Source organism: Thermomicrobiales bacterium (assembly GCA_023954495.1).
In the GTDB taxonomy this organism is placed as follows: domain Bacteria; phylum Chloroflexota; class Chloroflexia; order Thermomicrobiales; family CFX8; genus JAMLIA01.
In genome coordinates this window covers 1-22799 of the sequence record JAMLIA010000006.1, presented here as the reverse complement: position 1 = coordinate 22799, position 22799 = coordinate 1, and the positions used below count along the sequence as shown (strand labels likewise).

The following is a 22799-nucleotide window of genomic DNA, read 5'->3' as shown; positions in this document are numbered from 1 at the left end:
ATGCGAAGATCGACATGTGACAGAGAGGGGGACGGGATGTCCCAGCCGTGCAGTATGGTCGAGCTCGTTCTATTTGACACGGACTCCCTTGGCGACAAGCGGGTGGCGGCTGCGGTTGAAGAGGTTGCCGGTCGCGGTATCCATCGCGGCGCTATCTCGTCGGCGAACAATGTCGCCGCCGCACTCGAACGCGTCGGTCTGGCCGAGCGCTTCGACCTCTGGCTGCCGGGCGCGGACGAGACATGGCCGTTTGACCGCGCGACGGCGCTAACCGGCGTCGAGCCGGGTCGTGTCCTATTCATCAGCACCGACTCCAGCGCGAACGCAGCCGCAGACAAGGCTGGCATCCAGACGTGCGCGGAGGATCTGGATCAGATCGATCGTCGGCTTCCGTAGCGCATGCCAGAGATCACAACGCTTGATCCGACTGTCAGAACCCTCGCCCAGCGCGAAGCTGAACATCTGACGGCGAGCGGCGCACTCGCCGTCCTGCTGACCGGTAGCCATGTCTCCGGGCGCGCGTCTGCCGCGTCCGACATCGATCTGTACGCAATTGGCGAAGGCCCGAGCTACACCCTGCAGGTGGCAAGCGACCACCTGGTGTCAGTCTCCTGGCGTTCACCAAGTGACATTCGCGAAGCGTTCATCGACCCGGCGCAGGTCGGACAGGTCGTCCCGGGATGGCGCAACGCCTGGATCGTCGCGGACGCATCAGGCATGGCCGCGACATTGCAACAGGAAGCGATTGACTGGCGTTGGGACACAATCGGCGATGCGCGGTTGAATGACTGGGTTGCTGAGGAAATCACCGGCTTCGCAGAAGAAGTACATAAGCTCGTCGCGGCGCGCGTACGCGGCGACGCTGTCGCCGCAGCAATCCAGCGCTCAATACTCGCGCTTCGCCTGGCACCGAAGCTGGCAATCCATCATCGCTGGCTGTACGAATCCGAGAATGTCCTCTGGGCAGGCATGAACGAGCGTTTGGGTTCCGCCTGGGCCACCACACAACTCGCGGCGCTGGCAGCGTCAGCCATCCCGCTGGATGAATCGCTGGACGCGGCACTCGATCTGTTCGCGTTGTCAGTTGCGGAAACGTGGTCGATCATGGACGAGCGCCAACGCGAAGTGTGCCGAGTCGCATTGTTGGTGGGCGGGCGACCGACGCAGCCTGCCACGTAATCGAGCATGCAGGGGAGCGTTCTTCCCTGCATCGGACTCAGCCGTTCGACTGGGTCAGGCGCAGGAGAGAGTCCGCGTGTGCGCGCTGTAAATGACAGGCGCTTGGGGTGGTGAACCGCAGTACCTGCATTTGGCACCGGCCCGAATCTCCCAATCACCCGCCAACAACACACCGAGCGGGCGACTTGAATGCCGCCCGCTTGGTGAACAGTATCGTGTTGCCGTTGGCCCGCTTACGGCAGCTCGCCGTTCGCGAACATCTGCTGGAACATGAAGATGCGATCGACGTATTCGTGGGTGTCTGGGAAGAAGCCGTCGCGCTGGACGCTGCCCCAGCCCTGATAGTAGCTGGCCAGCGCGAGCTCGACCGAGCCAGTCTCTTCGTAGAGCACCGACAGGTAGGCGACACCCATCTCGATGTTGTCGTAGGCGCTGTAGAACGTGTTCATGTCGTAGCCGAAGTACCACGACTCCATCTCTGCGGCAGTTGACGGCATGACCTGCATCACGCCGATCGCGCCGGTCCAGGAGATCTCGTCCTGTCTCCAGTAGCTCTCCTGCCACGCCTGCGCCATGATCAGGTTCGGATCCCAGCCATACCGATTTGCCGCATCAATGAGCAGATCGCGAACCTGCCATTGCGGGAAGTACGGCGGTAGCTCGAACGAGCCACCCTGCGACACGCCTTCGTCGTACCACTCGGTCGTGTCCGCGTCGTCGCTCGAGTACTCGACTGCGGCTTCCTCGGCTACGCCACTGCCGCCGCCCGACAGAACGATCTGCTGCCCAGGGAAAATCAGGTCTGGATCGTCAATACCGTTGAGGTAGGTCAACTCACGGACCGTCATGCCGTAGCGTTCTGCAATCTGGCTCAGCGTGTCGCCGTCGTAGACGGTGTAGGTGTCAGCGGCTGCGGCCGATCCGATGACGCTCGCCATCAGCGAGACTCATCGTGCCCGCCAGCAACCCCATACGAAACTTCGACATACAATACTCACCCGTTCGATCATCGGAACTTCTCACCCTCGCCAGCGGGTGTACGTACATAGCGTACATACGCATATTGCTTACCGTCAAGGTTTGCCGTATTGTCAAGTAAATGGATTGAATAGCAGCATGATGCGGCTGCCGAGCCTGTCACACCCGCCTCGGAAAACCGCGACGGAGGGCGGCAATCGCCACCCTCCGCGCTATACGCCTGCACACCAAGGCAGGCGCATTGTGTTGACTCAGTGGCACACGTCGGTGGAATTACACCGCGTTTGATTCCCAGCGGAACAGCTTCATCGCCAGCAGGAACCCGACCACGGTCGTGAACACCAGCACGCTGACGTTGAGCCACTGAGCCGGCAATGACTTGTTAAGCACCATGACATTGCGCAGGCCGTCGGCCAGATACCGCAGCGGCATCAGCTTGATGATCGGCTGCAACACTGCTGGTGCGGCGTCAGTCGGGAAGAAGACACCGGCCAGAAACAGCATCGAAACGCGACCGCGTTGGCCAGTGAGTCGGCTGCTTCTGGTTACGTGCAAACGACGCGACGACGAACCCGAGCGACAGGAACGCCAGCGATCCAAGAATCACGAGAATCAACGCGTAAAGCAGATTGCCGTTGATGTTCAGGCCAACAACAACGATTCCCACCGCCACCAGAATCACTGCCTGGAAGACAGCCACAATCAACTGACTGACGATGCGCGCACCGATGAATGACGAGAGTGGGAACGGCGTAGCCTTGATCCGCCGCAGGATGCCCTTCTCGCGGTACGAGACGAACGCCGACGCGAGCCCAAGGATGCCGGAGTTCATGATCGTCATCGCCAGGATACCCGGCACCAGGAAGTCTATGTAGTCCAGGTCGGTCGACACGACGGAGTGGACCGATACCGCAATCGGCTTACTAGCCGGATCCGGCGCGCCGGCTTGCGCGAGGAAGCTCTGCACTGCGCTGAGCGCCACCTGGCCGGTTTGCGGACTGGTTGAGTCCCAATAGACGTCGGTCGGGATCTGCCCGTTGCTGTCGGCGGCACGGAAGACCACCACCACCGAGCGGTCGCCGTCTTTCAACCGATCGAGCTCGGCCTGCTCGTCACCTGTCTCGACGCTGAATCCGTCGGTCGACTTCATCGCATCGACGACCTGACTCGTCATTGGTGATTGATCGGCCCCAACAATGCCAACCTTGATATTGACATCGTCGCCGGAGAACAGGAATCCGAAGAGCAGAATGAAGATCAGCGGGAATGCGAGATTCCAGAAGAGTGCGACGCGATTGCGCACAGTCATTTTGAGATTGGCAAGGACCATCTGCCAGAAAGCGCTCATTCGCGGAGACTCCGTCCGGTCATTGTCAGGAACACGTCTTCCAGCGTCGCCTGAGATGTCGAGAGGTTCTGCAACTGGACGCCGCGCTCGGCAGCCCGCGCCAGCAGCGCAGTCAGCGTCAGCGGCACATCCCGCGTGCTCACCGTGATCTGATCGTCCTGCGTGGACGAGTCCAGCGCACCGGGCAGGTCACTGATGTCGAGTGGTTGATTCACCCGTGCATTGATCGACGCAACGACGTCGAGCGACTGAATCAGCGCCAGAGGCGTGTCGCAGGCGATGATCTGGCCGTGGTCCATGACGGCTACGCGATCGCAAAGGACGTCTGCTTCTTCCATGTAGTGTGTCGTCAGCACGACTGTCTTGCCGCTATCCCGCAGGTGGCGGATGAGGTCCCATAAGTTGCGCCGTGCCTGCGGGTCGAGTCCGGTCGTCGGCTCGTCGAGGAAGACGACAGACGGATCATTAACCAGCGCCAACGCAATCGACAGGCGCTGACGCTGGCCCCCGGATAGCTGGTCTGCGTAGCTATCAGCTTTCTCATCCAGTGACACCAGCGCGATCAGCTCGTCAGCCCGACGGCGAGAACTGTCGCCGCCGGAGAGCGCAGCGAAGAGCTCGATCAGCTCGCGGGCGCTGAGATGATCGAACAATGCGGTGGACTGGAGCTGGACGCCGATGACACGCTTGACCGCTGCCGGGTCGGCGACGACATCAATGCCGGCAATGGTGATCGAACCGGCGTCCGGCTCACGCAAGCCCTCGACCATCTCCAGAGTCGTGGTCTTGCCTGCGCCATTTGGCCCCAGAATTCCGAAGATCTCGTTTGTCATAACCTGGAGATTGACGCCATCGACCGCAGTGAGAGATCCGTACTGCTTTACGAGGCCCCGTACATCGATGATTGCATCGGTCGCGTGAGCAGGAGAGCGGTCATCCTGCATAGCCATGTTGGTACCAAGCTGATGATTGGATGACGCGACGAGGTTTCCAGCCATAGGTGCTCCTTGATTTCGACAGTTCGCCGCGAAGAGGGTACATCCTCAGGATACGACAGGCGAAACGTTAGTCAACTGCGCGCCGATACAGGCGGCAGCGTTCCACGTAGCCGGTGTCCCGGACAACGCTGTCGAAACGGATGCAAATCGCTGGCCACTGAATAGAGATAGAAGAAGATAATCGGTAGTGAGGGGCACCCGCTCATGTCGTGCGGGGCACGGAAAAGAATACGCTCATTGAGCGTGCGGTGGCGGCAGGTAGAGCATTTCAGGTTGAGAAGTGTTGAACCGCGCTCGTGAAGACCACATCCTGCTCAAGGGCGAGGTTGTCAACGGTTGCTTCAACCAGACGCAGCGCCGTGCCATCCGGCGCGTACTCAACCAGCTCAACGCGTTCGGCTCGTGCCCGGCTGACAGGGTGGCCGTCACGGTTGAAGTAGCAGGCCACGAAATATCTGCCGTCCGGACCCGGGTTGCTTCGTTCGCACCATGCCGGAAGATACGTTTCCATCATGAGGACCACACCTCCTCTCGAAGCGACGATTCCGGACGAATCACCACCGGTCGAAACACACAACAATACCGCAGGCGCGATGCGGCTTTCCCGAGCGCGCGGCGGTCCATCACGGGCGATGGGGTTGTTCTGTCACACGATGATTCGGTCAACCGATCCTGCGAGCGGATCGCTTAAACAGAATACTCCTAAATCGGCAGAATTGCGATACCCAGCGTGAGATTGTGGCTAGTGCCGCCCACCCGGAACCTGCCGATCAGCGAGCCACGCCTGCACATCGGACAGAGTCCATGTATTGATTACCTGCGATGGCTCGATCCATGCGCGCCGCGCGACGCCCACTCCGTAACGAACGTTGCGCAGCGATCCCGGATGATGCGCATCGGAATCAATGGTGATCAGCACGCCGGCACGCGCCGCTTCACGAGCAACCAGGTCGGTCATGTCGAGTCTGGCTGGGTCGGCATTGATCTCCAGAGCAGTCGTCGTCTGCTTCGCGGCCTCGAAGACACGCCCCCAATCGACGCTTGCCCCCTGCCGACGCTCGACGAGCCTGCCAGTTGGGTGGGCGATGATGTCGACGTTGGGATTGGCAATAGCCTGACACATACGCTCCGTGAATTGGTCCTCAGATTGACGCAACCCGCTGTGGAGGGACGCGACAACAATATCGAGCGCCGCCAGCAGATCATCGTCGAAGTCGAGCCGCCCGTCGCGATGCACTTCAACTTCTGAGCCAACCAGCATGTGTACCGGGGCAGCCGGGTTCAGGTCACGGACATAGTCGATTTGCTCAGTCAGCCGCTCCGGTCGCAAACCACCCGCGACACCGAGCCCGCCGGAATGGTCAGTGATTGCCAGATACTCGTACCCGAGCTCTCCAGCTGCCGCAGCCATCTCCTCGGGAGATCCTGCGCCGTCTGACCAGGTCGAGTGCAAGTGCAAATCACCACGCAGATCCTCGACGTCGATCAGTCTGGGCAGTCGATTCTGCCGAGCCGCCTCAATCTCGCCGCGATTCTCGCGCAGCTCCGGCGGGATAAATGCCATTCCGAGGGCGGCGTACACCTCTTCTTCGCTGCTGCCGACAGGTAGATTGTCAGCTACCGCCGAGCAGGGCGACGTGCTCACTCGATCAGTCCAGCGAATCAGCGCAGTGCCGGCAACCTCTGGCGGCGCAACCGCGACCCTGAGCATCGCCCCCTGCTGAAGCAGGAATGTCGCCCAGTCCGCGCCCTGCTCAGTCTGTGAAGCCACGGCCGGCAGCTGCGCGACAGCAGCCAACCTGGAGGACGGCGACGGTGCGATGACAAGCAGATCGACGTTGCCGACCGTCTCGCACATCCGGCGGACTGAGCCAACGATATGGACCGGTGCCCCGGTTGCCGTGGCGATCTCCGCCGCCAGCCGCTCGGCGAGCGGGAGTGCGACGCCGATGGAAATCCGGCCTGATCGTTGCTGCAGGAATGCCAATCCGTCGGCGATGCGGCCCTGAATCTTTGGCCCCATGCCCTTGACCGTCGACAACCTGCCGGTTTGGAGCGCGGCATCGAGGTCATCCAGGGAGGTAATGCCGAGCTCGTGATAGAGGCGGGCGGCCGTCTTCAACCCGACGCCGGGGACATCCAGCAAACCCAGCAATGACGCGGGCATCTGCTCTTGCAACTCATCGAGTTGCTGGAAGCGGCCGGTCGTCACCAGCTCAGCCACGATCGCGGCGATTCCCGGTCCTACTGACGGGACGGCTCGCGGGTCCGGTTCCAGCGCCACTGCCCGATCAAACTGTCGGATCGCGTCCGCCGCGCGTCGGTATGCGTTCAGGCGGAAGCCGCTCTCGCCGGCCATTTCCAGCAGGTCGGCATACGTCCGCACATGATCGGCAATCTGGCTGTTCGTCAGCATGGGGCTCATTCCAATGGCTGAAGTCTCGCTTTATCTCACGAATCGTGCGCTCAGCATCGCACGATCGTGTCAGCATAGGCTACAGTAGCGTCGGCACGCATCGCTGCGCGCCGTGCAGCAACACGAGGAGGCCAGATGGAGAGTATTCACCGGTATCTTGGCGAGAGCCTGTTTATCATTTACATCTTCGTCATCATCGCGATGCTGTTCATTGGGCGACGCGATCGGCCAGTGCCACCAGCGCTCACCGGGCTCGCTCACGGACTGCTTGGCATCCAGGTCATTCTGGGAATCATCCTCATTTCTGAGGACGCCGACCGCATTACGATCATTCACCCGATCCTTGGTCTACTCGCTATTTTGTCGCTCGGACTGACTCCGGTTTTCCGCAAGCGCCTTGGCAAGCGAGTTGGGACAATCGCCACGCTCAGCCTCGTTGCAGTCCTGTCGCTGGCCGCAATGACCGTCGCGATGGCGGCATAGGGCCAAGCGCAGCCACGACACGCGGGCGCGAGGCATGGAAACACGAGCGAACCTCTGTTAGGTTTCCAACCGGGAGAAGGATGGGTCTGATTGGCGCAGGAGCACTGGCAAAACGATCTCTATGAGCAGTTGGCGCTGGGCAGTGCTGCTCAAACAAACCCAATCGCGGCCGGTCTCCTGGAGTCACTCGATGACCAGCGCTTCGCGTCCCTGCGCGATTCCCTTCTCGATGACGCGCATCTGTACCCTGGCGCGGTCGCGCTGGAGCTCGGCTGCGGGCCGGGGATGATGCTGGAGGGGATCGCCGACCGGATCGGTGCCAACGGCGAAATCCACGGACTCGACCTGAACCCGCACTTCATCGATATTGCATCGCGCCGTGCCAGAATGCTGGACCTCGACAACGCCCGCTACGTGACAGCCGACTGCCACACGCTACCGTACCCGGACGAGACGTTCGACGCGGTGCTCGCCGAGCGACTGCTCATGCATGTCGCGCCAATCAACCGCGTCCTGTCAGAGATTTGTCGGGTACTCACCATCGGCGGACGTGTGGTCATGGCTGACTACGATCCATACTCGTCGTTTGCAGCCGGCCCGGATCCCACAATCACCGCCCGCGTGCTGGCGTCGGCGGCGTCGATGTATGCCTCTCCGCTGGCTGCGCGCGAAGCGCCATCGGCCTGCGTGCAGGTCGGGCTGTATGTTGAGCAGGTGCGTGGCTATCTCCTGGTGTTCGACAATCCGCATGCTGAACACGTTCAGGGGATCACGACGGTGTGGGCCGAGCACGCCATTGCAGGTCGGCAGGTGGATCGCAGCACGGTCAAGCGCTGGGAGCGGGCCGTGGACCGCGCCATTCAGCAGCACCGATTTCTGGTCGCGCTTCCCCACGTCATTACCATTGCAACACGAGTTCGCTAGACGTTGACACGGCAGAAGAAAGAGGTGGCAGCGTGATCGATTCGTCGCGGACATATCCGCGTGGTGATCTCCTCGTTGAGCCAGCTGAGCTTGCCGCACAGCTGGGCTCCGACAACATTCTGATCATAGATTGTGACGCGGCAGAAGTTTCGATGGGGCGCCCACACATCCCCGGCGCCGTACAAATGCCGATCCATCCGTATCTTCGCAACACCGAAACCAATATCGGCGTGCTCCCGCCAGATCAGGCGACCGAGATTCTCGGTGGCATGGGCGTTGGCAACGGTCGCCGTGTTGTCTGCTACGACTCGCAGGGTGGCGTACTGGCAGCGCGGTGCTGGTGGGTTCTCTGGTATTACGGTCACGAAAACGTAGCGGTCTTAGATGGCGGGCTCATCGCCTGGGTAGCGGAGGGCTATCCAGTGGAACAGGAGTGGCAGCCGCTGCGCCCGGGTGATTTTGTCGCATCTGCGCACGCCGAGCGCATCACAAGCTGCGACCTGATTCTTCCGCTACTTGGATCGAGCGATTTCGTAACACTGGACGTCCGGAGCGACCTGGAGTGGTCCGGCAAGCCGCTCGCACGCAACAACCAGCGGGAGGGCTACATTCCAGGTGCTGTCCACATCGAGTGGAAACAGTTCATGGATTGGGACCACAACGCGCGCTTCAGGCCCGCAGGCGACATCGCGGCCCTGCTTGAAAGTAACGGCGTCACGCGCGGCAAAGCCGTTGCACCATATTGACAAAGTGGTATCCGTGCGGCGCACGGAGTGTTTGTCCTGACGTTGATGGGGTACGACCGCGTTGCGAACTACGACCGTTCGTTCGGCGAGTGGGGTAATCGAGACGATACGCCAATTGCGCTACCGGAGTAGTTCAGAGGAGCAGGGGGGTGAATGACTGACGAGCGAGAACAGGCCATGATCGAGCGCTGGAAAGCGGCGACAAAGTCGGCCGGAATTGCTATTTCAGACGAGGACATTCAGCGCACTGCCGAACGCGGCTTCCTGTCCCGCGCGCTGGCCGTCGAGCAAATGATCGACGACATCGTCACCGGCGTTGAGATTCCTGACTATCTCGACCCGCTGATCGCAGCACCAGCGAAGGAGGCGAATCGTGGCTGATCGTGCACTCCTTCGGAAGTCGATCGCCGAGGTCGCGGCGCTCATTCAGCGCGGCGAGGTGTCGCCGGTCGAATTGGCAGAAGCGTCGCTCGCGGAGATTGAGCGCACGAACCCGGTTCTGAACGCCTTCCGGACGACGACACCGGATCGTGCGCTCGCCCAGGCGCGAGCAGCCGAGGAGGCCATCGGTCGCGGCGACTACCGCGGGCCGCTCCACGGTATCCCGCTGGCGGTGAAGGACCTGATGGACATGCAGGGCGAGACGACGCCGGCAGGTTCTCGCGTGCTGGCCGACAAAGTGGCGACTGAGGACAGCGAAGTCGTGCGATTGCTTGATGCCGCTGGCGCTGTCATCGTCGGCAAGACCCATATGCCGGAGTTCGCCTTCTCACCGGCGTCGAACAACTCCCATTACGGCCCTGTGGCAAATCCGTGGAATCATGCCCACGACAGCGGCGGATCGAGCAGTGGCTCGGGCGCTGCCGTCGCCGCCGGACTCGTGCTCGGCGCGACCGGCTCCGACACCGGCGGTTCGATCCGCATGCCCTCGACGCTCTGCGGCATCGCCGGTATCAAGCCGACTTTTGGACGGGCCAGCGGTCGTGGGGCAGCGACGCTCTCGTGGTCACTCGATCATATGGGGCCGATGTGTCGGTCCGTTGGCGACGCGGCGATCATGCTGCAAGCCATGGCCGGCTACGACGCTGGTGATCCTCGAACGCGCCGCGTGCCGGTCGATGACTACCCGGCCGCCATCGAGCAGGGCGTCAGTGGCCTGAAGATCGGCGTGCTGACCGACGATGGCGCGGGCCCGATGGGCACACCGGCGGTCCTGGAGGGATTGCAGGCGGGCGCGGCAGCGCTGGCCGATGCAGGCGCAACGCTGGTCGAGATCGCCATCCCGGAAGTGTCGGCACTCTCCGCACTCTACGGCACGATCCTCGTCATCGAGGCCGCGGCGGCGTACGAGGAGTTCCTCAAGCATCGCCTCGATGAGCTCGGCGACTTCGCCCGCGATCGCATGCTCGTTGCCTATGCCTATTCGCCGATGACGTTTGTCCGCGCCCAACAGGCGCGCACAATCCTGCGCGAGCGGGTTGCAGACCGCGTGGCCGATCTGGATCTGCTGATCCTGCCGGGGATGCCGCACGAAGCACCGCCGATTGGTGTCGTGCAGAGCAACACCCGCTTCACTGGCGCGTTCAACGCCCTCGGTTGGCCGGCAATGGTCGTGCCGGTCGGGATCGGCGAGAACAATCTCCCGGTCGCGACCCAAATTGTGGGACGCCCGTGGATGGAGTCGCTCGTCTTCCGTGCAGCCCGCGTCATCGAACGCGATGGCCCGTGGAATGGGCGGCAAGCGCCGGAAGTCGAAACGCCAGCACATTGACGCAACAGCGGCTCGCGCCTACCATCCCGTCGGAGTGATCATGCGAACCGCGTCCTGACTGGGCCGAGCTGGCCCGTACGATACAGCGGCGTATCCGCCGTTCGCACACGCACAACGCAACCTTCAATTCGGCAGCGTTCACGAACACGATGTGAGCGCTGCCGAATCGTACGTGTGCAGGGGGAGGAATCGCGCGAGTGGGCATGTCTGACCAACAGTTTCGACGGGGATTCGTCATCCTGGCAATCACGGCGTTCTCTGTCAGCCTTTCAATGGGATTCAACCAGTCCGTGTCGCCGAACTTCTTCCGGGAAGAGATCGGCATGGATGGTGCGCAAAACGGCTATCTCGTTGCGTTCCGTGAGCTGCCGGGCTTTCTGCTGGCCTTCGTCGCCGCGATCCTGCTGCGCCTCGGTGCTGCCCGGGCGACGGCCCTCGCTCTGCTCATCATGGGTATCGGCTATGCATCGTTTGCTCTGACGTACACGTTTACGGCTGTCATCATCGCCGCCGTCGTTGGCAGCATCGGCTTCCACTCGTGGATGCAGATGCAATACGCTCTCGGGCTGAGCATCGCCAAACAGGGGCAGGAAGGCAGCGTCCTCGGACGTATTAGCTCGGTCGGCTTTGCCGGTCGTATGCTGGGCATGATCGCCGTCCTGATGACGTTGCTGATCGCCGGTCGTCTGGCCGAGACCCTTGAAAGCGTCCAGGGATCGATCTTCCGCGTTGTCTTTGTGGTGGCTGGGGTCAGCGCGGTGATCGGAGCTGTGACGGTCCTGCGCTTCCCTGTCGATGCTGACGAGCAACGCGACACCTCGCGCAAGCTGATGCTGAAGCGTGAGTACTGGTTGTACTACCTGCTGTCGTTCCTGGATGGCTGTCGGCAGGAGATCTACTTCGCCTTCGCCCCGTTCGTGTTGGTCGAGCAGTTCGGGGTCAGCGCGTTGGCCATCACCTCGCTGCTGATCATCGCCGGGCTGATTAATTGGCGGACCGCTGGCTGGATCGGCGGGCTCATTGACCGCTACGGCGAACGGCGCATGCTCACCATCAACTACTGCGGCCACTTCGTCGTGTTTCTGGGCTTCGCATTGTCACAGAATGTCTGGATGCTCTATCTCTTCTACCTCGGCTACAACTTCCTGTACACATTCTCGATCGGGACCACAACCTACCTGCGCAAGATCGCGCGCAAAGAAGACATCGCTCCGAGCCTGGCGATGGGTGTGTCATGGGCTCACGTCGCCGCCGTGGCCGTACCGATCTTTGGCGCGGCGCTCTGGACGCAACTGGGGTATCAATTCCCGTTCCTGTTCGGCACGGCGTTCGTCCTGCTGTCGATCTACTACACACAGAAGATTGACATCCCCAGACAGAGAGTTTCGCAACCTGATCTGGTGAGCGCTCCGGCAGGTGATGCGTGACTGCGGACTGCACCGGTCACCTCAGATGACATACTCTCCAGGTCGAGGACGCGACAGAGGGGAGTGCGTCACTGTCTACTGCTAGCCCACCGGCCAGACAATCGAAGCCACGCCAACGGCGACCTCGTCGCCATCTCGGTCGCAGCCGGAACCTGCAACTCGCCGCGATGCTGAGTCCGGTTCTGATCGGACTGTTGCTGCTCATCATCATCCCGGCGCTGATGACCGTGCCGCTCGCCTTCACGAACTACGACGCGCTCACCTCACCGGACTGGGTCGGCCTGAAGAACATCCGCGAGATGCTGCACGACGGCCGCTTCTTCAACGGCCTGCGGGCGTCACTCATCTACGTTGTGCTGGCAGTTCCGTTGCGGCTGCTTGGCGCGCTCATCTTCGCGCTCCTGATGCATCGACCCGGCAGGATGATGACGTTCTTCCGCGGCTCGGTCTACGCGCCGACGGTCGTCCCCGACATCGCCTACGTGCTGCTCTGGCTCTACATCTTCAACCCGCTCTTCGGCCCGCTGAACTTCCTTCTGCCGCTGTTTGGCGGGTCAGGTGCCGCGCCGGCCGGATGGCTGCTCGGCGGAACCTCGGCCCAAATCGCCATCGTCATCGCGCTGTTCTGGACACTCGGTGAGGGGTTCGTGCTACTCATGGCCGCGCTGCAGGACATTCCGCGCGAGATGATGGAAGCAGCGGCGATCGACGGCGCAGGGCGCTGGCAGATCATGACGCGGGTAACGCTGCCGCTGCTCGCACCGATGCTCCTGCTGGTTGTCTTCCGCGACACGATTCACAGCTTCCAGGCCAACTTCGTCGCGACGGTCGTCCTGACTAACGGCGGCCCATATTACGCAACCAGCTACCTGCCATTCTGGATCTGGCAAAACGCGATCGACTACCACCGCTTCGGCTACGCGTCGGCGATGACATTAGTGCTCTACCTGATTACCGGCATCGCAATCGCGCTGCAGTTTGCTGTCGTGCGCCGCTGGAAGCTGGCCTACTTTGATTGACTCGACGCTGCGCAACGCTTCCGGACGCCGTCGCAGTCGGCTGTCGATCCTTCGCCCCCTCGCTGCGGCGGTCGTTGCGGCGCTGTTTCTCATCCCGCTCGTCTGGCTCGTCATCGCGTCGCTGCGCCCGACCGGACTACCGACACCGGCGCAGATACAATGGTGGCCCGCTCCGGCAACGTTCCGAAACTATCGCGACATCTTCCGCATCGTGCCGATGGCCCGTTACGCGCTCAACTCCGCCATCGTCGTCATCGCCGTCGTGCCACTCACGTTGCTCACGACGTCCATGGCCGGTTTCGCGATGACGCAGCTCTCGAAGCGCTGGCGGGATGCGTTTGTCGCAGTCCTCGTCGCAGCCCTGATGGTCCCGGTCATGTCGGTCTGGCTGACACGGTTCATGGTCTACAAGTGGCTCGGAGTGCTGGACACACTCGGCGCGCTGATCGTGCCGGGGCTGATGGGCAGCAGCCCGCTGTATGTCCTGATCATGTTCTGGGCGTTTCGCCGTGTTCCGCAAGAAGCGTTCGAGGCGGCGCGCATCGACGGCGCTGGACCGTTTCGCACCTGGTGGTCTATCGGCATTCCGCAGGTGCGACCAGGATTACTGGCGGTCACCGTACTGTCGTTCGAGCGCCATTGGGGGAATTTTCTGGACCCTTTGCTCTATATCAATGACCCAAAATGGTATACGCTTCCCGTGGCTTTGCAGGGACTCCAGCAGTTGCATCCGAGTGACTGGCCGCTCATGATGGCCGCCGCCGTCCTGGTGACCATCCCCGCGATTGCGGTCTTCATCGTGGCGCAGCGCCACTTCCTGCGTGAGTATGACGAGGGGAACCCATTCCGCTAGCGGAAAAGGTGCCCCTCTTGTATTACCTGACGTGCGCATCCGTCAGGGGGAAAAGGGGACCAGATGAGACGACGGAGCAGCATTGTCCTGTCGATGCTACTCGGCCTATCTATTCTGATCGCTGCCTGTGGAGGTGATAGTGGTGCCGACAACGAACCCATCACCTGGCAGGTCTGGGCAGATCCGGAGGAATCCGAGGCATATCAATCAATCATTGACGCCTACGTTGAGGAGAACCCGGACGCCGAAGTGACGCTCAATGCGATCCCGGATCGCAAGACGTTCCTCTCGCGCCTGTCGGCCTCGTTCGCCAGCGGCAGTCCGCCGGATGTCTTCCTGGTCAACTATCGGCACAACGGCCAGTTTGTCGAGAAGGGCGTCCTTGAGCCACTGGGCCCGATGCTGGAGGATTCGGACGACCTGAGCGCCGACCAGTACTTCGACGTCCCGATGGACGCGTTCACCTGGGACGATACGCTGCAGTGCATTCCGTTCAACCAGTCCAGCCTGGTCGTCTACTACAACAAGACGATGTTCGAGGAGGCTGGAGTCCCGCTGCCGGCGAACGACTGGACGTGGGATGACTTTGTCGAGACCGCCAAGGCGCTGACGCGCGACACCGATGGCGATGGCAAGACCGACGTCTGGGGACTCGGCTTCGAGCCGTCGATCATTCGTGCCGCGCCGTTCATCTGGTCGCACGGCGGTGGCCTGTTGGCCGATCCGAACGACCCGACCAGCATCACCTTCGACACCGAGACAACCCGCGAGGCGCTGCAATTCTTCATCGACTTGAACCTGGAGCATGGCGTCGTTCCTGACGAAGCGTCATACACCGCGCAGGATCCGGACAGCCGCTTCATGGATGGCAGCATCGCGATGGTGCTGAACAGCCGCCGCTCGACACCGGTATTCCGCTCGATCGACGGCTTCGAGTGGGATGTCGCGCCGCCGCCGGCTGACGTGACCCAGGCATCGACCTTGCACAGCGATGCGTTCTGCATTCCTAAGGATGCCAAGCATAAGGACGCAGCCTGGAAGTTTGTTGAATACGCCATCGGTCCGGGCGGGCAGACCGTTGCCGCTCAAGTCGGTCGAACCGTACCGTCACTCATTTCCGTTGCTGAATCGGACGCCTTCCTCGATCCGGGCAAATCGCCGGCCAACAGCCAGATCTTCCTCGATCTCGGCCCGAGCCTGGTGAGCCTGCCCGCCATCGCGGAGTGGCCGGAGATCGAGTCGATCATCAACGAGGAGATCTACGTCGCCTTCTTCGGCACCAAGTCGCTGGATGACGCGATTCAGACTGCCGAGACGCAGACGAAGGAGATTCTGAAGCGCTGACGCTTCGACCCTCGCGAAACAGATGATGAACGCCACCAGCGTAATGCTGGTGGCGTTCATCATCTTGCCGTGAACCTGGACAAACTAGCCGACGGGCGGCAGCTTCGCAGCCTGGACCGCGTCGTTGAACGCGCGGACCTTGCTGCTGATGATGCCATCCAGCGTCTCCAGCAGGTCATCCAGACGGGTCGAGAGATCCTCGAACACTTCGTGGCCCTGCTTCGGTGTCGCGCTATCGGCGCTGGCGACAAACTCCGTCAAGGCATTCAGCTTGTCAAAGAGCCGCGCCGGTGCCATCAACGGGCTGTCGCTGGTCGTGTCGATCAGCTCGGTCTCGATACCACTGAGTGCTTCGCGGGCCTCCTTGCCAGCGGACGAAACCGATTCGGCAGCGTCTGTTCCTTCAACCCGCTTCTCCCAGTCCTCGATCTGGGTTCGGACGGTGCGAACGCGCGTGACAGCGTTGTTCGTGTCGCTCAACCGGTCGCGGATCTTCAGCAGCAGGTCGAGCTGTTCCTGCAGAGCCTCGACGGGAGTGTCCAGCCGCGGGTCCGGGGCGATCGTCAACGACTGCTCGTAGGCCGTTCCGTCAACTGTCAGACGGACCGTGTACTCACCGGGAAGGACACGCGGTCCAACCGGCGCGCCCCAGCCGGAAAGGCTCTGGCCCTCCAGCGTTACAGCCGGTTCGTAGCGCATATCCCAATAGACGCGATTGACCCCAATCTTGCCGGGGACAATCTGGCCCGTTGGTGTCTTCTCCGCCTGCTCGCCACGAATGGTGCGAACGACATCGCCATTGCTATCGACAACGACCAGTTCGATCGCTTCCTTCGGCTCCGATGCGAGGTAGTAGGTGACGACCACACCCTCGAACGGATTGTCACCACCGTCGAGCATGACCTTCTGCTTGGTGCCGTCCGGTCGTTCGGTCTCGTGGTAAGCAACCTGGCTCGTGTTCACACCCTGGTAGGCCGCGTAGCCCTTGCGTGGGGTGCTGCCAAACCCTTCGCGCAACGAGAAGCGCACCTTCGTCGGGAGGGCAAACAACACAACTTCGCCAGCGGCAGCGCCGCCCGCGACATTGCGCAACGGGGTGAGATCGTCCAGCATCCAGAACGATCGGCCATGAGTCGCGACGACCAGACTGTTGTCCTTGATGATCAGGTCGTAGATTGGAGCAACCGGCACGTTGCCGCCCAGGCGCTCCCACGTCTCGCCATCATTGAATGAGACGTATGCGCTGGTCTCGGTGCCTGCGAACAACAAGCCCTTTTGCGCCGGATCCTCGCGGATCGTGCGCGTGAACTCACCGTCAGGGATGCCATCGGTAATCTTCGTCCAGGTCGCGCCGTAGTCATTGGTCTTGAACAGATACGGCTGCGTGTCATCCAGCTTGTAGCGCGTGGCTGCGACATACGCCGTCGCCGGGTCGTGCGGGGAAGGATCGATGATCGAGATCAACGCCCACTCGGGGAGATCCGATGGGGTGATATCGGCCCAGGTCTTGCCGCGATCCTTGCTGATCTTGACCAGCCCGTCGTCAGTGCCAGCCCAGAGCGTGCCGGCTTCCTGAATTGACTCAGCCAGCGCGAAGATCGTGCAATACGCCTCAGCGCCGGTATTGTCCTTCGTGATCGGTCCGCCCGACGGTCCGAGCTTGGTCGGATCGTTGCGCGTCAGATCATCCGACACGACTTCCCACGACATACCGTCGTCAGTCGACCGGAAGACGTGGTTACCAGCGACATAGAGGGTGTCCTCTTCATGCCGCGAGTAGAAGATCGGGTAGGTCCACTGGAACCGGTACTTCAGGTCTTCGGCACCGCTGCCCATACCGGCAACATCTGGCCAGACCGTGATGTTTTTCCACTGGTCGGTGCTGCGATCGAAGCGGATAAGGCGACCGTTGAAGTTACCGGAGCCAATCGCGCCGGCCACGATAATGTTCGGATTGCTCGGCTTGATCGCGATGTAGCCCGACTCGCCACCGCCCGGTGCAAACCAGTCGCGCTCAAGGATCGCGCCATCAACAGTGGCGCTCGGGATGCTGATCGCCGAGTTGTCCTGCTGCGATCCATAGAGCCGGAACGGAAACGCATCGTCGGTCGTCACGTGATAGAGCTGGGCAGTTGGCTGATTCAGGATCGTCGACCAGCTGCGGCCGCCGTCAAACGACACTGTTGCACCACCGTCGTCACCCTTGATCATGCGCTGGGTATCGTTTGGATCGATCCAGACGTCGTGCTCGTCGCCGTGTCGCGAGGGTACTTCCTCGAACGTCGTGCCGCCGTCGATCGACTTCCAGAAGTTGTAGTTCATGACGTAGACGGTGTTGGCATCGCGCGGATCGGGGACGATATGCATGTAGTACCAGGCGCGCGTGCGTAGCTTGGCCTCGACGTTGACTTTCTCCCAGGTCTCGCCGCCATCATCGGAGCGGAACAGCCCGCCGTTGACCGCTTCGATCAGTGCCCAGACCCGCTCCGGCTGCGCGGGAGATGACGCGATGCCGATCTTGCCGAGCACTGCGTCGGTCGGCAGACCGGATTTGCGGGTCAGCTCGACCCAGGTGTCACCGCCGTCAGTCGACTTCCAGATACCCGAGTCTTCACCGCCGGACGACAACGCGTTGGGGTGTCGCTGTGCCTGCCAGATCGACGCGTACAGAACACGAGGATTCGACGGATCGAGCCAGAGGTCGTGAGAACCGGCGCGATCGCTCTTGTAGAGCACCTTCTCCCAGGACTTGCCGCCATCTTTGGTGCGGAAAACACCGCGCTCTTCGTTGGTCCCCCAAACATGGCCGAGCGCGGCGACGTAGACTATGTCCGGGTTCGTCGGGTGAATGCGGACGCGGCCAATGTGGCGCGTGTCGGCAAGACCAACGTTCGTCCAGGTCTTTCCGCCATCGGTCGATTTGTAGACGCCATCGCCATGCGAAACGTCGCCGCGAATAGAGGTTTCGCCCGTGCCGACGTAGATAACGTTCGGGTCAGATTGCGATACGGCGATTGCTCCAACAGCGCTTGTCTTGAAATAGCCATCGGAGACGTTGTGCCAGAAGACACCTGCGTCGGTCGTCTTCCAGACACCGCCCGCGCACGCACCGAAGTAGAACGTCTCGCGGCTTGAGACATCACCGGCGACAGCGACGACACGCCCACCACGGTACGGCCCGACTAGCCGCCAGTCCAGCGACGACAGGACACTCTCGCCGACCTTGCCGGTCGACGATTCCGTTGCAGTCAATGCAGCCCTCTTTCTCATCGACATAAACCCAAAGTCGCCATGCCATGGCAACCGTTATCCAATTGAGCCAGATGAGCCGTCCAGCAGGTATCGCGAGACGACTCAAGACAGGCGCTCAGGAAACCGTGACCGCAGCAATCTTCCCGGCCAGCATCTGATTGAAGGTCGCAACATCGCTGTCGATCACATCATTTAGTGCTTTCAGTTGCTCGTCTACTTCAACAGAAAGCTTCTCGTAGACATCGTAGTACTGCTTTGGCGGGCGCGTATCCGCGTTCGAGATCATCCCCGGCAGAGCCGCAAGCTTGTCGTTCAGGCCATTGGGGAACTGGCGCGGGTCGGTCGCCCGTGGTTGCGCCAACGATTCCTCGATCGGCGCGAGCCGCTCGAGGATCTGCTCTCCAGCAGCACTTGCTGCATCGTCGGCAACGCGACTCGTTGCCTGGCGCACCTGTCCGCGGATTGAATGGATGCGGTCGACGGCAGCATGCGTTTCGTTGATCTTGTCGCGAATCTTGATCAGGAGATCGAACTGCGCCTCAAGGTCCGCCTGATTCCCGGTCACGCGCGGGTCGGCCTCGATGGTCAGCGGCTGCGAATACGTCGTGCCATCAACGGTCAAATCGACCGAGTACGAGCCCGGAGCGACAACCGGTCCGACCAACGAATCGCGGTTCAACCCGCTGGTGAACGTCGGATCGATTCCCGAGATCGGCGCAGCACCTGGCACGCGCAGATCCCAGACAAAGCGGTTCGCGCCATCGGCCACCGAGACCTTCAACGCCTCAGCAGGCAGACCTTCAGCGGCGCTGCCGTCGCTGCTGAAGTGACGAATCGCATTGCCATCGGAGTCCTTGATGGTGAGGGTGACGGACTTCGGCGATCCCTTCAGCCAGTAGTGAATGATCGCGCCGTCGGGCGGGTTCTTTCCCGCGTCGAAGAACTGCACATCGGTCCCGCCCAGCGCGTTCGGGCGCTGGCGGGTTGTCATCGCCATGCCCCCAGCGCGACCATAGGAGTACGTCTCGGGCGACGGATCACCGAGGCGACCCAGCACCTTGATGCGCTTGGTGACACGCGGCGCGAACAGTGTGGCCGGTTGATCCGCCGTCGTGGCGTCCATCTGATGCAACGGGCTGAGGTCGTCGAGGATCCAGAACGAACGACCGTGTGTTGCCGCCAGCAGGTCGGTACCCTTGATCATCAGGTCATAAACCGGCACGATCGGCAAGTTGGCGTTGAAGCGCTGCCAGTTCGCACCGTCGTCAAACGACACGTAAACGCCGGTTTCGGTACCGGCATAGAGCAGGCCCCTGCAATTCGGATCCTCCCGGATGACGCGAGTGAAATCCGTGTCCGGAATGCCGTTCGTGATCTTCGTCCAGGTCGCGCCGTCATCCGTCGTCTTGTAGAGATACGGGGCAAAATCGTCGTGCTTGTACCGTGTCGCGGCGATGTATACCGTCGACTGATCGTGCGGTGACGGCTCGATCACTGAAATCATCGGGCGATCGGGCAGAAGGCTCGCTGGAATCGAGACGTCATCCCACGATTCACCGCCATCGCGCGATATGTGCACCCGACCGTCATCCGACCCCGCCCAGTAAACCCCCGGCTCGTGGGGCGACTCTATGAACGCGAAGATCGTCCCGTACGCTTCTGCGCCGGTGTTGTCGCGAGTAATCGGTCCGCCTGATGCGACGAGGGTCTCAGGGTCATTGTGCGACAGATCGGGAGAGATGACCTCCCAGCTCATGCCTTCATCGCGCGTGCGGTGGACGACGTTTGACGTCGCATAGAGCGTGTTCGGGTCGTGTGGCGAGAAGACGATCGGGAACGTCCACTGGAAGCGATACTTCATCGTTCCCGCGCCACGGCCCATGCCCTGCACTTCGGGCCATGGCGTAACGATCCGCGTCTCCATGGTCCGCTGATCGAAGCGCAGCAGCCGGCCATTGCCAGCACCGGAGCCGATCGCACCGCCATAGACGATGTTGTTGTCGTCCGGCTTGATCGCGATGTAGCCAGACTCACCGCCGCCTGGCTCGAAGTACTCGGTTTCAGTGATCGCGCCACGGATGGATGAACTCGGCACCGAGAGCGCGGTGTTGTCCTGCTGCGATCCGTAGAGGCGATACGGCACGCGCTCGTCGGTGGTGACGTGATAGAACTGCGCGGTCGGCTGGTTATAGATCGTCGACCACGACTTCCCGCCATTCAAGCTGACGTTGGCTCCGCCGTCGTTGCCTTCTATCATGCGCTGCGGATTGTTCGGATCGATCCACAAATCCTGATTGTCACCATGCTGCGTGGGGATCGCGGTGAATGTCCGACCGCCGTCAATCGACTTCCAGAACTTCAGGTTGAGCACATAGACGGTATCGCCATCCTGCGGATCGGCGACGATGTGCATGTAATACCAGGCGCGTCGGCGGAGATCGGCGTTGTCGCAAACTCGCTGCCATGTCGCGCCGCCATTCTCCGAGCGGAACAACGCACCATCGTCTGCCTCAACCAATGCCCAGACTCGCCCCGGCTTCGCCGACACGGCAACGCCGATCTTCCCTAGCGTTCCAGTTGGCAGGCCAGGATTCGAAGTCAGATTCTCCCAGGTAGTGCCGCCATCAACCGTCTTGTAAATGCTGCTGTCAGGGCCACCAGAGCGGAGCGCATGCGGGTAGCGCTGGGCATCCCACATCGCCGCATACAGCACGCGCGGATTATGGGGGTCCATCGCCAGGTCAATCGCCCCGGCCCTTGGACTGACGTGGAGAATCTGCTCCCAAGTGGCTCCACCATCAGCCGAGCGATACACACCGCGTTCCGCGTTCGGTCCCCAGACGTGGCCCAACGCAGCGACATATACGAGATCAGGATCGTTTGGATGCACGCGAATCGTCGAGATAGCGTGCGTGTCAGCCAGCCCAACGTGCTGCCAGGTCTGGCCACCGTCAGTCGACTTGTAGACGCCATCACCGTGCGAGACGTCGCCGCGAATCGATGTCTCGCCCATGCCAACATAGATCACATTCGGGTCAGATGGAGCCAGGGCGATCGCGCCGACAGCAGCGGTATTGAAGTAGCCGTCGGAGATGTTCTCCCAGTAATCACCGGCGTTTGTCGTCTTCCAGACGCCGCCAGCACACGCCCCGAAATAGAACGTGCCTGTTTCATTTGGATGACCGGCAACGGCAGGCACACGCCCGCCGCGGAATGGTCCGATTAGTCGCCATTCGAGAGAATTCAGCAGAGCCTCGTTCATGTCGACTCCTCCCCTCTAAGCCTGACAATGCGGCTCGACGCCGAGAACTGGACTGCTATCGCTCCCGCCACGTTTCCGAGAACGCCAGGAATGCGGAGCTGGATGGCGCATCGCCGTCAGTCTTCCAGCGCACCTCGCCTTCAACCGGGATGTTGTTGACCGAGATCGACGCTTCTTTGCACGGACAGATGAGCGTCGCCAGATCCCACTGCGTTGGTCCAACCTGATAGTCCTGTCGGATCGTCATCTGATGCTCAATGACATCCCACCAGGTCAGCTCGACGACCATGTCGCCGGTATTGGATACGACCCGGTGATACCAGCGACCATCACCCTCCTGGAAGAAACGGGCAAGTGTCGGCTCGATACGATCTAAGCCGAGCTCTCCCCAACCGCCGAAGTGCTGCGTGAACCGATCGGCGACGATGCGGGCCATGGCTGGATTGTCGGTGTAGATCGCGTGTGGCGCGGCGTCGCCGAGGCCGGACACTTCGGGATCAATCCAGATCAGCGTGGCGTTGCCATCGCCGGCGGCGGAATAGACGCAGCGCCAATAGCTCACTCTGGCTATAACCTGCTCAGTCCCGGGCTTGAAGAGGGTCAACCCGGGGTTCTCGCCCGAGAAGACGATTCGGTCGGGCATGTGGCAATCCTCCGTTCATCCTGCGGATATGAAAAGGGGTGAGCCATCGCTCACCCCCCCACAGGGAACCATCGCCTCAATTGGAGAACCTGTCAATAGGACTGGCAGATCCCTCCTAATAGTGAATGCTCACCACATCGCCCGGGTTGAGCCAGT

Annotated in this window: 20 protein-coding genes; 11 read left to right on the top strand and 9 right to left on the bottom strand. The window is 61.5% G+C overall.

The window, feature by feature from the left end:
* Window positions 1-36: 36 nt before the first annotated feature.
* Together M9890_02140 and M9890_02135 are read left to right on the top strand one after the other, a co-directional pair.
* Window positions 37-396 (top strand): hypothetical protein, encoded by a 360-nt coding sequence (locus M9890_02140; GenBank protein ID MCO5175757.1) that lies wholly within the window; start codon window positions 37-39, stop codon window positions 394-396.
* 3 nt (window positions 397-399) lie between these two features.
* Window positions 400-1179 carry a hypothetical protein gene (locus M9890_02135; GenBank protein ID MCO5175756.1) on the top strand — a complete coding sequence of 260 codons (780 nt, stop codon included), beginning with the start codon at window positions 400-402 and terminating at the stop codon, window positions 1177-1179.
* Between the two features lie 233 nt (window positions 1180-1412).
* Here M9890_02135 and M9890_02130 read toward each other — a convergent pair whose 3' ends face one another.
* From M9890_02130 to M9890_02105, 6 genes are all read right to left on the bottom strand, one after another.
* Window positions 1413-2117 (bottom strand): LysM peptidoglycan-binding domain-containing protein, encoded by a 705-nt coding sequence (locus M9890_02130; GenBank protein MCO5175755.1) that lies wholly within the window; start codon window positions 2115-2117, stop codon window positions 1413-1415.
* Between the two features lie 313 nt (window positions 2118-2430).
* Window positions 2431-2661, bottom strand: coding sequence for an ABC transporter permease (locus M9890_02125; GenBank protein MCO5175754.1), 231 nt, complete (start codon window positions 2659-2661; stop codon window positions 2431-2433).
* A complete protein-coding gene (locus M9890_02120; GenBank protein MCO5175753.1) occupies window positions 2627-3505 on the bottom strand; it encodes an ABC transporter permease in 879 nt (292 codons plus the stop codon). Before M9890_02120 ends, M9890_02125 begins: the two co-directional genes overlap by 35 nt.
* A complete protein-coding gene (locus M9890_02115; protein ID MCO5175752.1) occupies window positions 3502-4503 on the bottom strand; it encodes an ATP-binding cassette domain-containing protein in 1002 nt (333 codons plus the stop codon). The genes M9890_02120 and M9890_02115 overlap by 4 nt, the downstream gene beginning before the upstream one ends.
* A gap of 268 nt (window positions 4504-4771) precedes the next feature.
* Complete coding sequence (locus M9890_02110; GenBank protein MCO5175751.1) at window positions 4772-5017, bottom strand: hypothetical protein; 246 nt, start codon at window positions 5015-5017, stop codon at window positions 4772-4774.
* 228 nt (window positions 5018-5245) lie between these two features.
* Complete coding sequence (locus M9890_02105; GenBank protein MCO5175750.1) at window positions 5246-6919, bottom strand: PHP domain-containing protein; 1674 nt, start codon at window positions 6917-6919, stop codon at window positions 5246-5248.
* 135 nt (window positions 6920-7054) lie between these two features.
* Between M9890_02105 and M9890_02100 the strand changes: the two genes are divergently transcribed.
* The 9 genes from M9890_02100 (at window position 7055) to M9890_02060 (ending at window position 15486) form a co-directional block, all read left to right on the top strand.
* On the top strand, window positions 7055-7402 hold the full coding sequence (locus M9890_02100) for a hypothetical protein (GenBank protein MCO5175749.1): 348 nt from the start codon (window positions 7055-7057) through the stop codon (window positions 7400-7402).
* Between the two features lie 90 nt (window positions 7403-7492).
* A complete protein-coding gene (locus M9890_02095) occupies window positions 7493-8326 on the top strand; it encodes a methyltransferase domain-containing protein (protein ID MCO5175748.1) in 834 nt (277 codons plus the stop codon).
* 32 nt (window positions 8327-8358) lie between these two features.
* Window positions 8359-9072, top strand: a complete 714-nt coding sequence (locus M9890_02090) for a rhodanese-like domain-containing protein (GenBank protein MCO5175747.1) — start codon at window positions 8359-8361, stop codon at window positions 9070-9072.
* Window positions 9073-9225: 153 nt separating this feature from the next.
* Entirely contained in the window at window positions 9226-9453 is a 228-nt protein-coding gene (locus tag M9890_02085; protein MCO5175746.1) for a hypothetical protein, read from the top strand.
* Window positions 9446-10843 carry an amidase gene (locus M9890_02080; protein MCO5175745.1) on the top strand — a complete coding sequence of 466 codons (1398 nt, stop codon included), beginning with the start codon at window positions 9446-9448 and terminating at the stop codon, window positions 10841-10843. Before M9890_02085 ends, M9890_02080 begins: the two co-directional genes overlap by 8 nt.
* A gap of 203 nt (window positions 10844-11046) precedes the next feature.
* Complete coding sequence (locus M9890_02075) at window positions 11047-12270, top strand: MFS transporter (GenBank protein ID MCO5175744.1); 1224 nt, start codon at window positions 11047-11049, stop codon at window positions 12268-12270.
* A gap of 167 nt (window positions 12271-12437) precedes the next feature.
* Window positions 12438-13289 (top strand): sugar ABC transporter permease, encoded by an 852-nt coding sequence (locus M9890_02070; GenBank protein ID MCO5175743.1) that lies wholly within the window; start codon window positions 12438-12440, stop codon window positions 13287-13289.
* The gene (locus M9890_02065) at window positions 13282-14142 is read left to right on the top strand and encodes a carbohydrate ABC transporter permease (protein ID MCO5175742.1); all 861 of its coding nucleotides are present in this window, start codon (window positions 13282-13284) and stop codon (window positions 14140-14142) included. Before M9890_02070 ends, M9890_02065 begins: the two co-directional genes overlap by 8 nt.
* A gap of 63 nt (window positions 14143-14205) precedes the next feature.
* On the top strand, window positions 14206-15486 hold the full coding sequence (locus M9890_02060; protein ID MCO5175741.1) for a sugar ABC transporter substrate-binding protein: 1281 nt from the start codon (window positions 14206-14208) through the stop codon (window positions 15484-15486).
* A gap of 84 nt (window positions 15487-15570) precedes the next feature.
* On the opposite strand, the gene M9890_02055 is transcribed toward M9890_02060, so the two are convergent.
* The 3 genes from M9890_02055 to M9890_02045 form a co-directional block, all read right to left on the bottom strand.
* Window positions 15571-18738 carry a glycosyl hydrolase gene (locus M9890_02055; protein MCO5175740.1) on the bottom strand — a complete coding sequence of 1056 codons (3168 nt, stop codon included), beginning with the start codon at window positions 18736-18738 and terminating at the stop codon, window positions 15571-15573.
* 115 nt (window positions 18739-18853) lie between these two features.
* Window positions 18854-22000: a glycosyl hydrolase gene (locus M9890_02050; protein ID MCO5175739.1), complete on the bottom strand. Its 3147-nt coding sequence runs from the start codon at window positions 21998-22000 to the stop codon at window positions 18854-18856.
* A gap of 55 nt (window positions 22001-22055) precedes the next feature.
* Window positions 22056-22643: a hypothetical protein gene (locus M9890_02045; GenBank protein MCO5175738.1), complete on the bottom strand. Its 588-nt coding sequence runs from the start codon at window positions 22641-22643 to the stop codon at window positions 22056-22058.
* Window positions 22644-22799: the final 156 nt, after the last annotated feature.

Excerpts from the sequence above, each read along its gene's own strand:
- M9890_02140 (MCO5175757.1), top strand. The coding sequence starts at position 37 with ATGTCCCAGCCGTGCAGTATGGTCGAGCTCGTTCTATTTGACACGGAC.
- M9890_02135 (MCO5175756.1), top strand. The coding sequence starts at position 400 with ATGCCAGAGATCACAACGCTTGATCCGACTGTCAGAACCCTCGCCCAG.
- M9890_02130 (MCO5175755.1), bottom strand. The coding sequence starts at position 2,117 with ATGGCGAGCGTCATCGGATCGGCCGCAGCCGCTGACACCTACACCGTC.
- M9890_02125 (MCO5175754.1), bottom strand. The coding sequence starts at position 2,661 with ATGCTGTTTCTGGCCGGTGTCTTCTTCCCGACTGACGCCGCACCAGCA.
- M9890_02120 (MCO5175753.1), bottom strand. The coding sequence starts at position 3,505 with ATGAGCGCTTTCTGGCAGATGGTCCTTGCCAATCTCAAAATGACTGTG.
- M9890_02115 (MCO5175752.1), bottom strand. The coding sequence starts at position 4,503 with ATGGCTGGAAACCTCGTCGCGTCATCCAATCATCAGCTTGGTACCAAC.
- M9890_02110 (MCO5175751.1), bottom strand. The coding sequence starts at position 5,017 with ATGATGGAAACGTATCTTCCGGCATGGTGCGAACGAAGCAACCCGGGT.
- M9890_02105 (MCO5175750.1), bottom strand. The coding sequence starts at position 6,919 with ATGCTGACGAACAGCCAGATTGCCGATCATGTGCGGACGTATGCCGAC.
- M9890_02100 (MCO5175749.1), top strand. The coding sequence starts at position 7,055 with ATGGAGAGTATTCACCGGTATCTTGGCGAGAGCCTGTTTATCATTTAC.
- M9890_02085 (MCO5175746.1), top strand. The coding sequence starts at position 9,226 with ATGACTGACGAGCGAGAACAGGCCATGATCGAGCGCTGGAAAGCGGCG.
- M9890_02075 (MCO5175744.1), top strand. The coding sequence starts at position 11,047 with ATGTCTGACCAACAGTTTCGACGGGGATTCGTCATCCTGGCAATCACG.
- M9890_02070 (MCO5175743.1), top strand. The coding sequence starts at position 12,438 with ATGCTGAGTCCGGTTCTGATCGGACTGTTGCTGCTCATCATCATCCCG.
- M9890_02060 (MCO5175741.1), top strand. The coding sequence starts at position 14,206 with ATGAGACGACGGAGCAGCATTGTCCTGTCGATGCTACTCGGCCTATCT.
- M9890_02050 (MCO5175739.1), bottom strand. The coding sequence starts at position 22,000 with ATGAACGAGGCTCTGCTGAATTCTCTCGAATGGCGACTAATCGGACCA.
- M9890_02045 (MCO5175738.1), bottom strand. The coding sequence starts at position 22,643 with ATGCCCGACCGAATCGTCTTCTCGGGCGAGAACCCCGGGTTGACCCTC.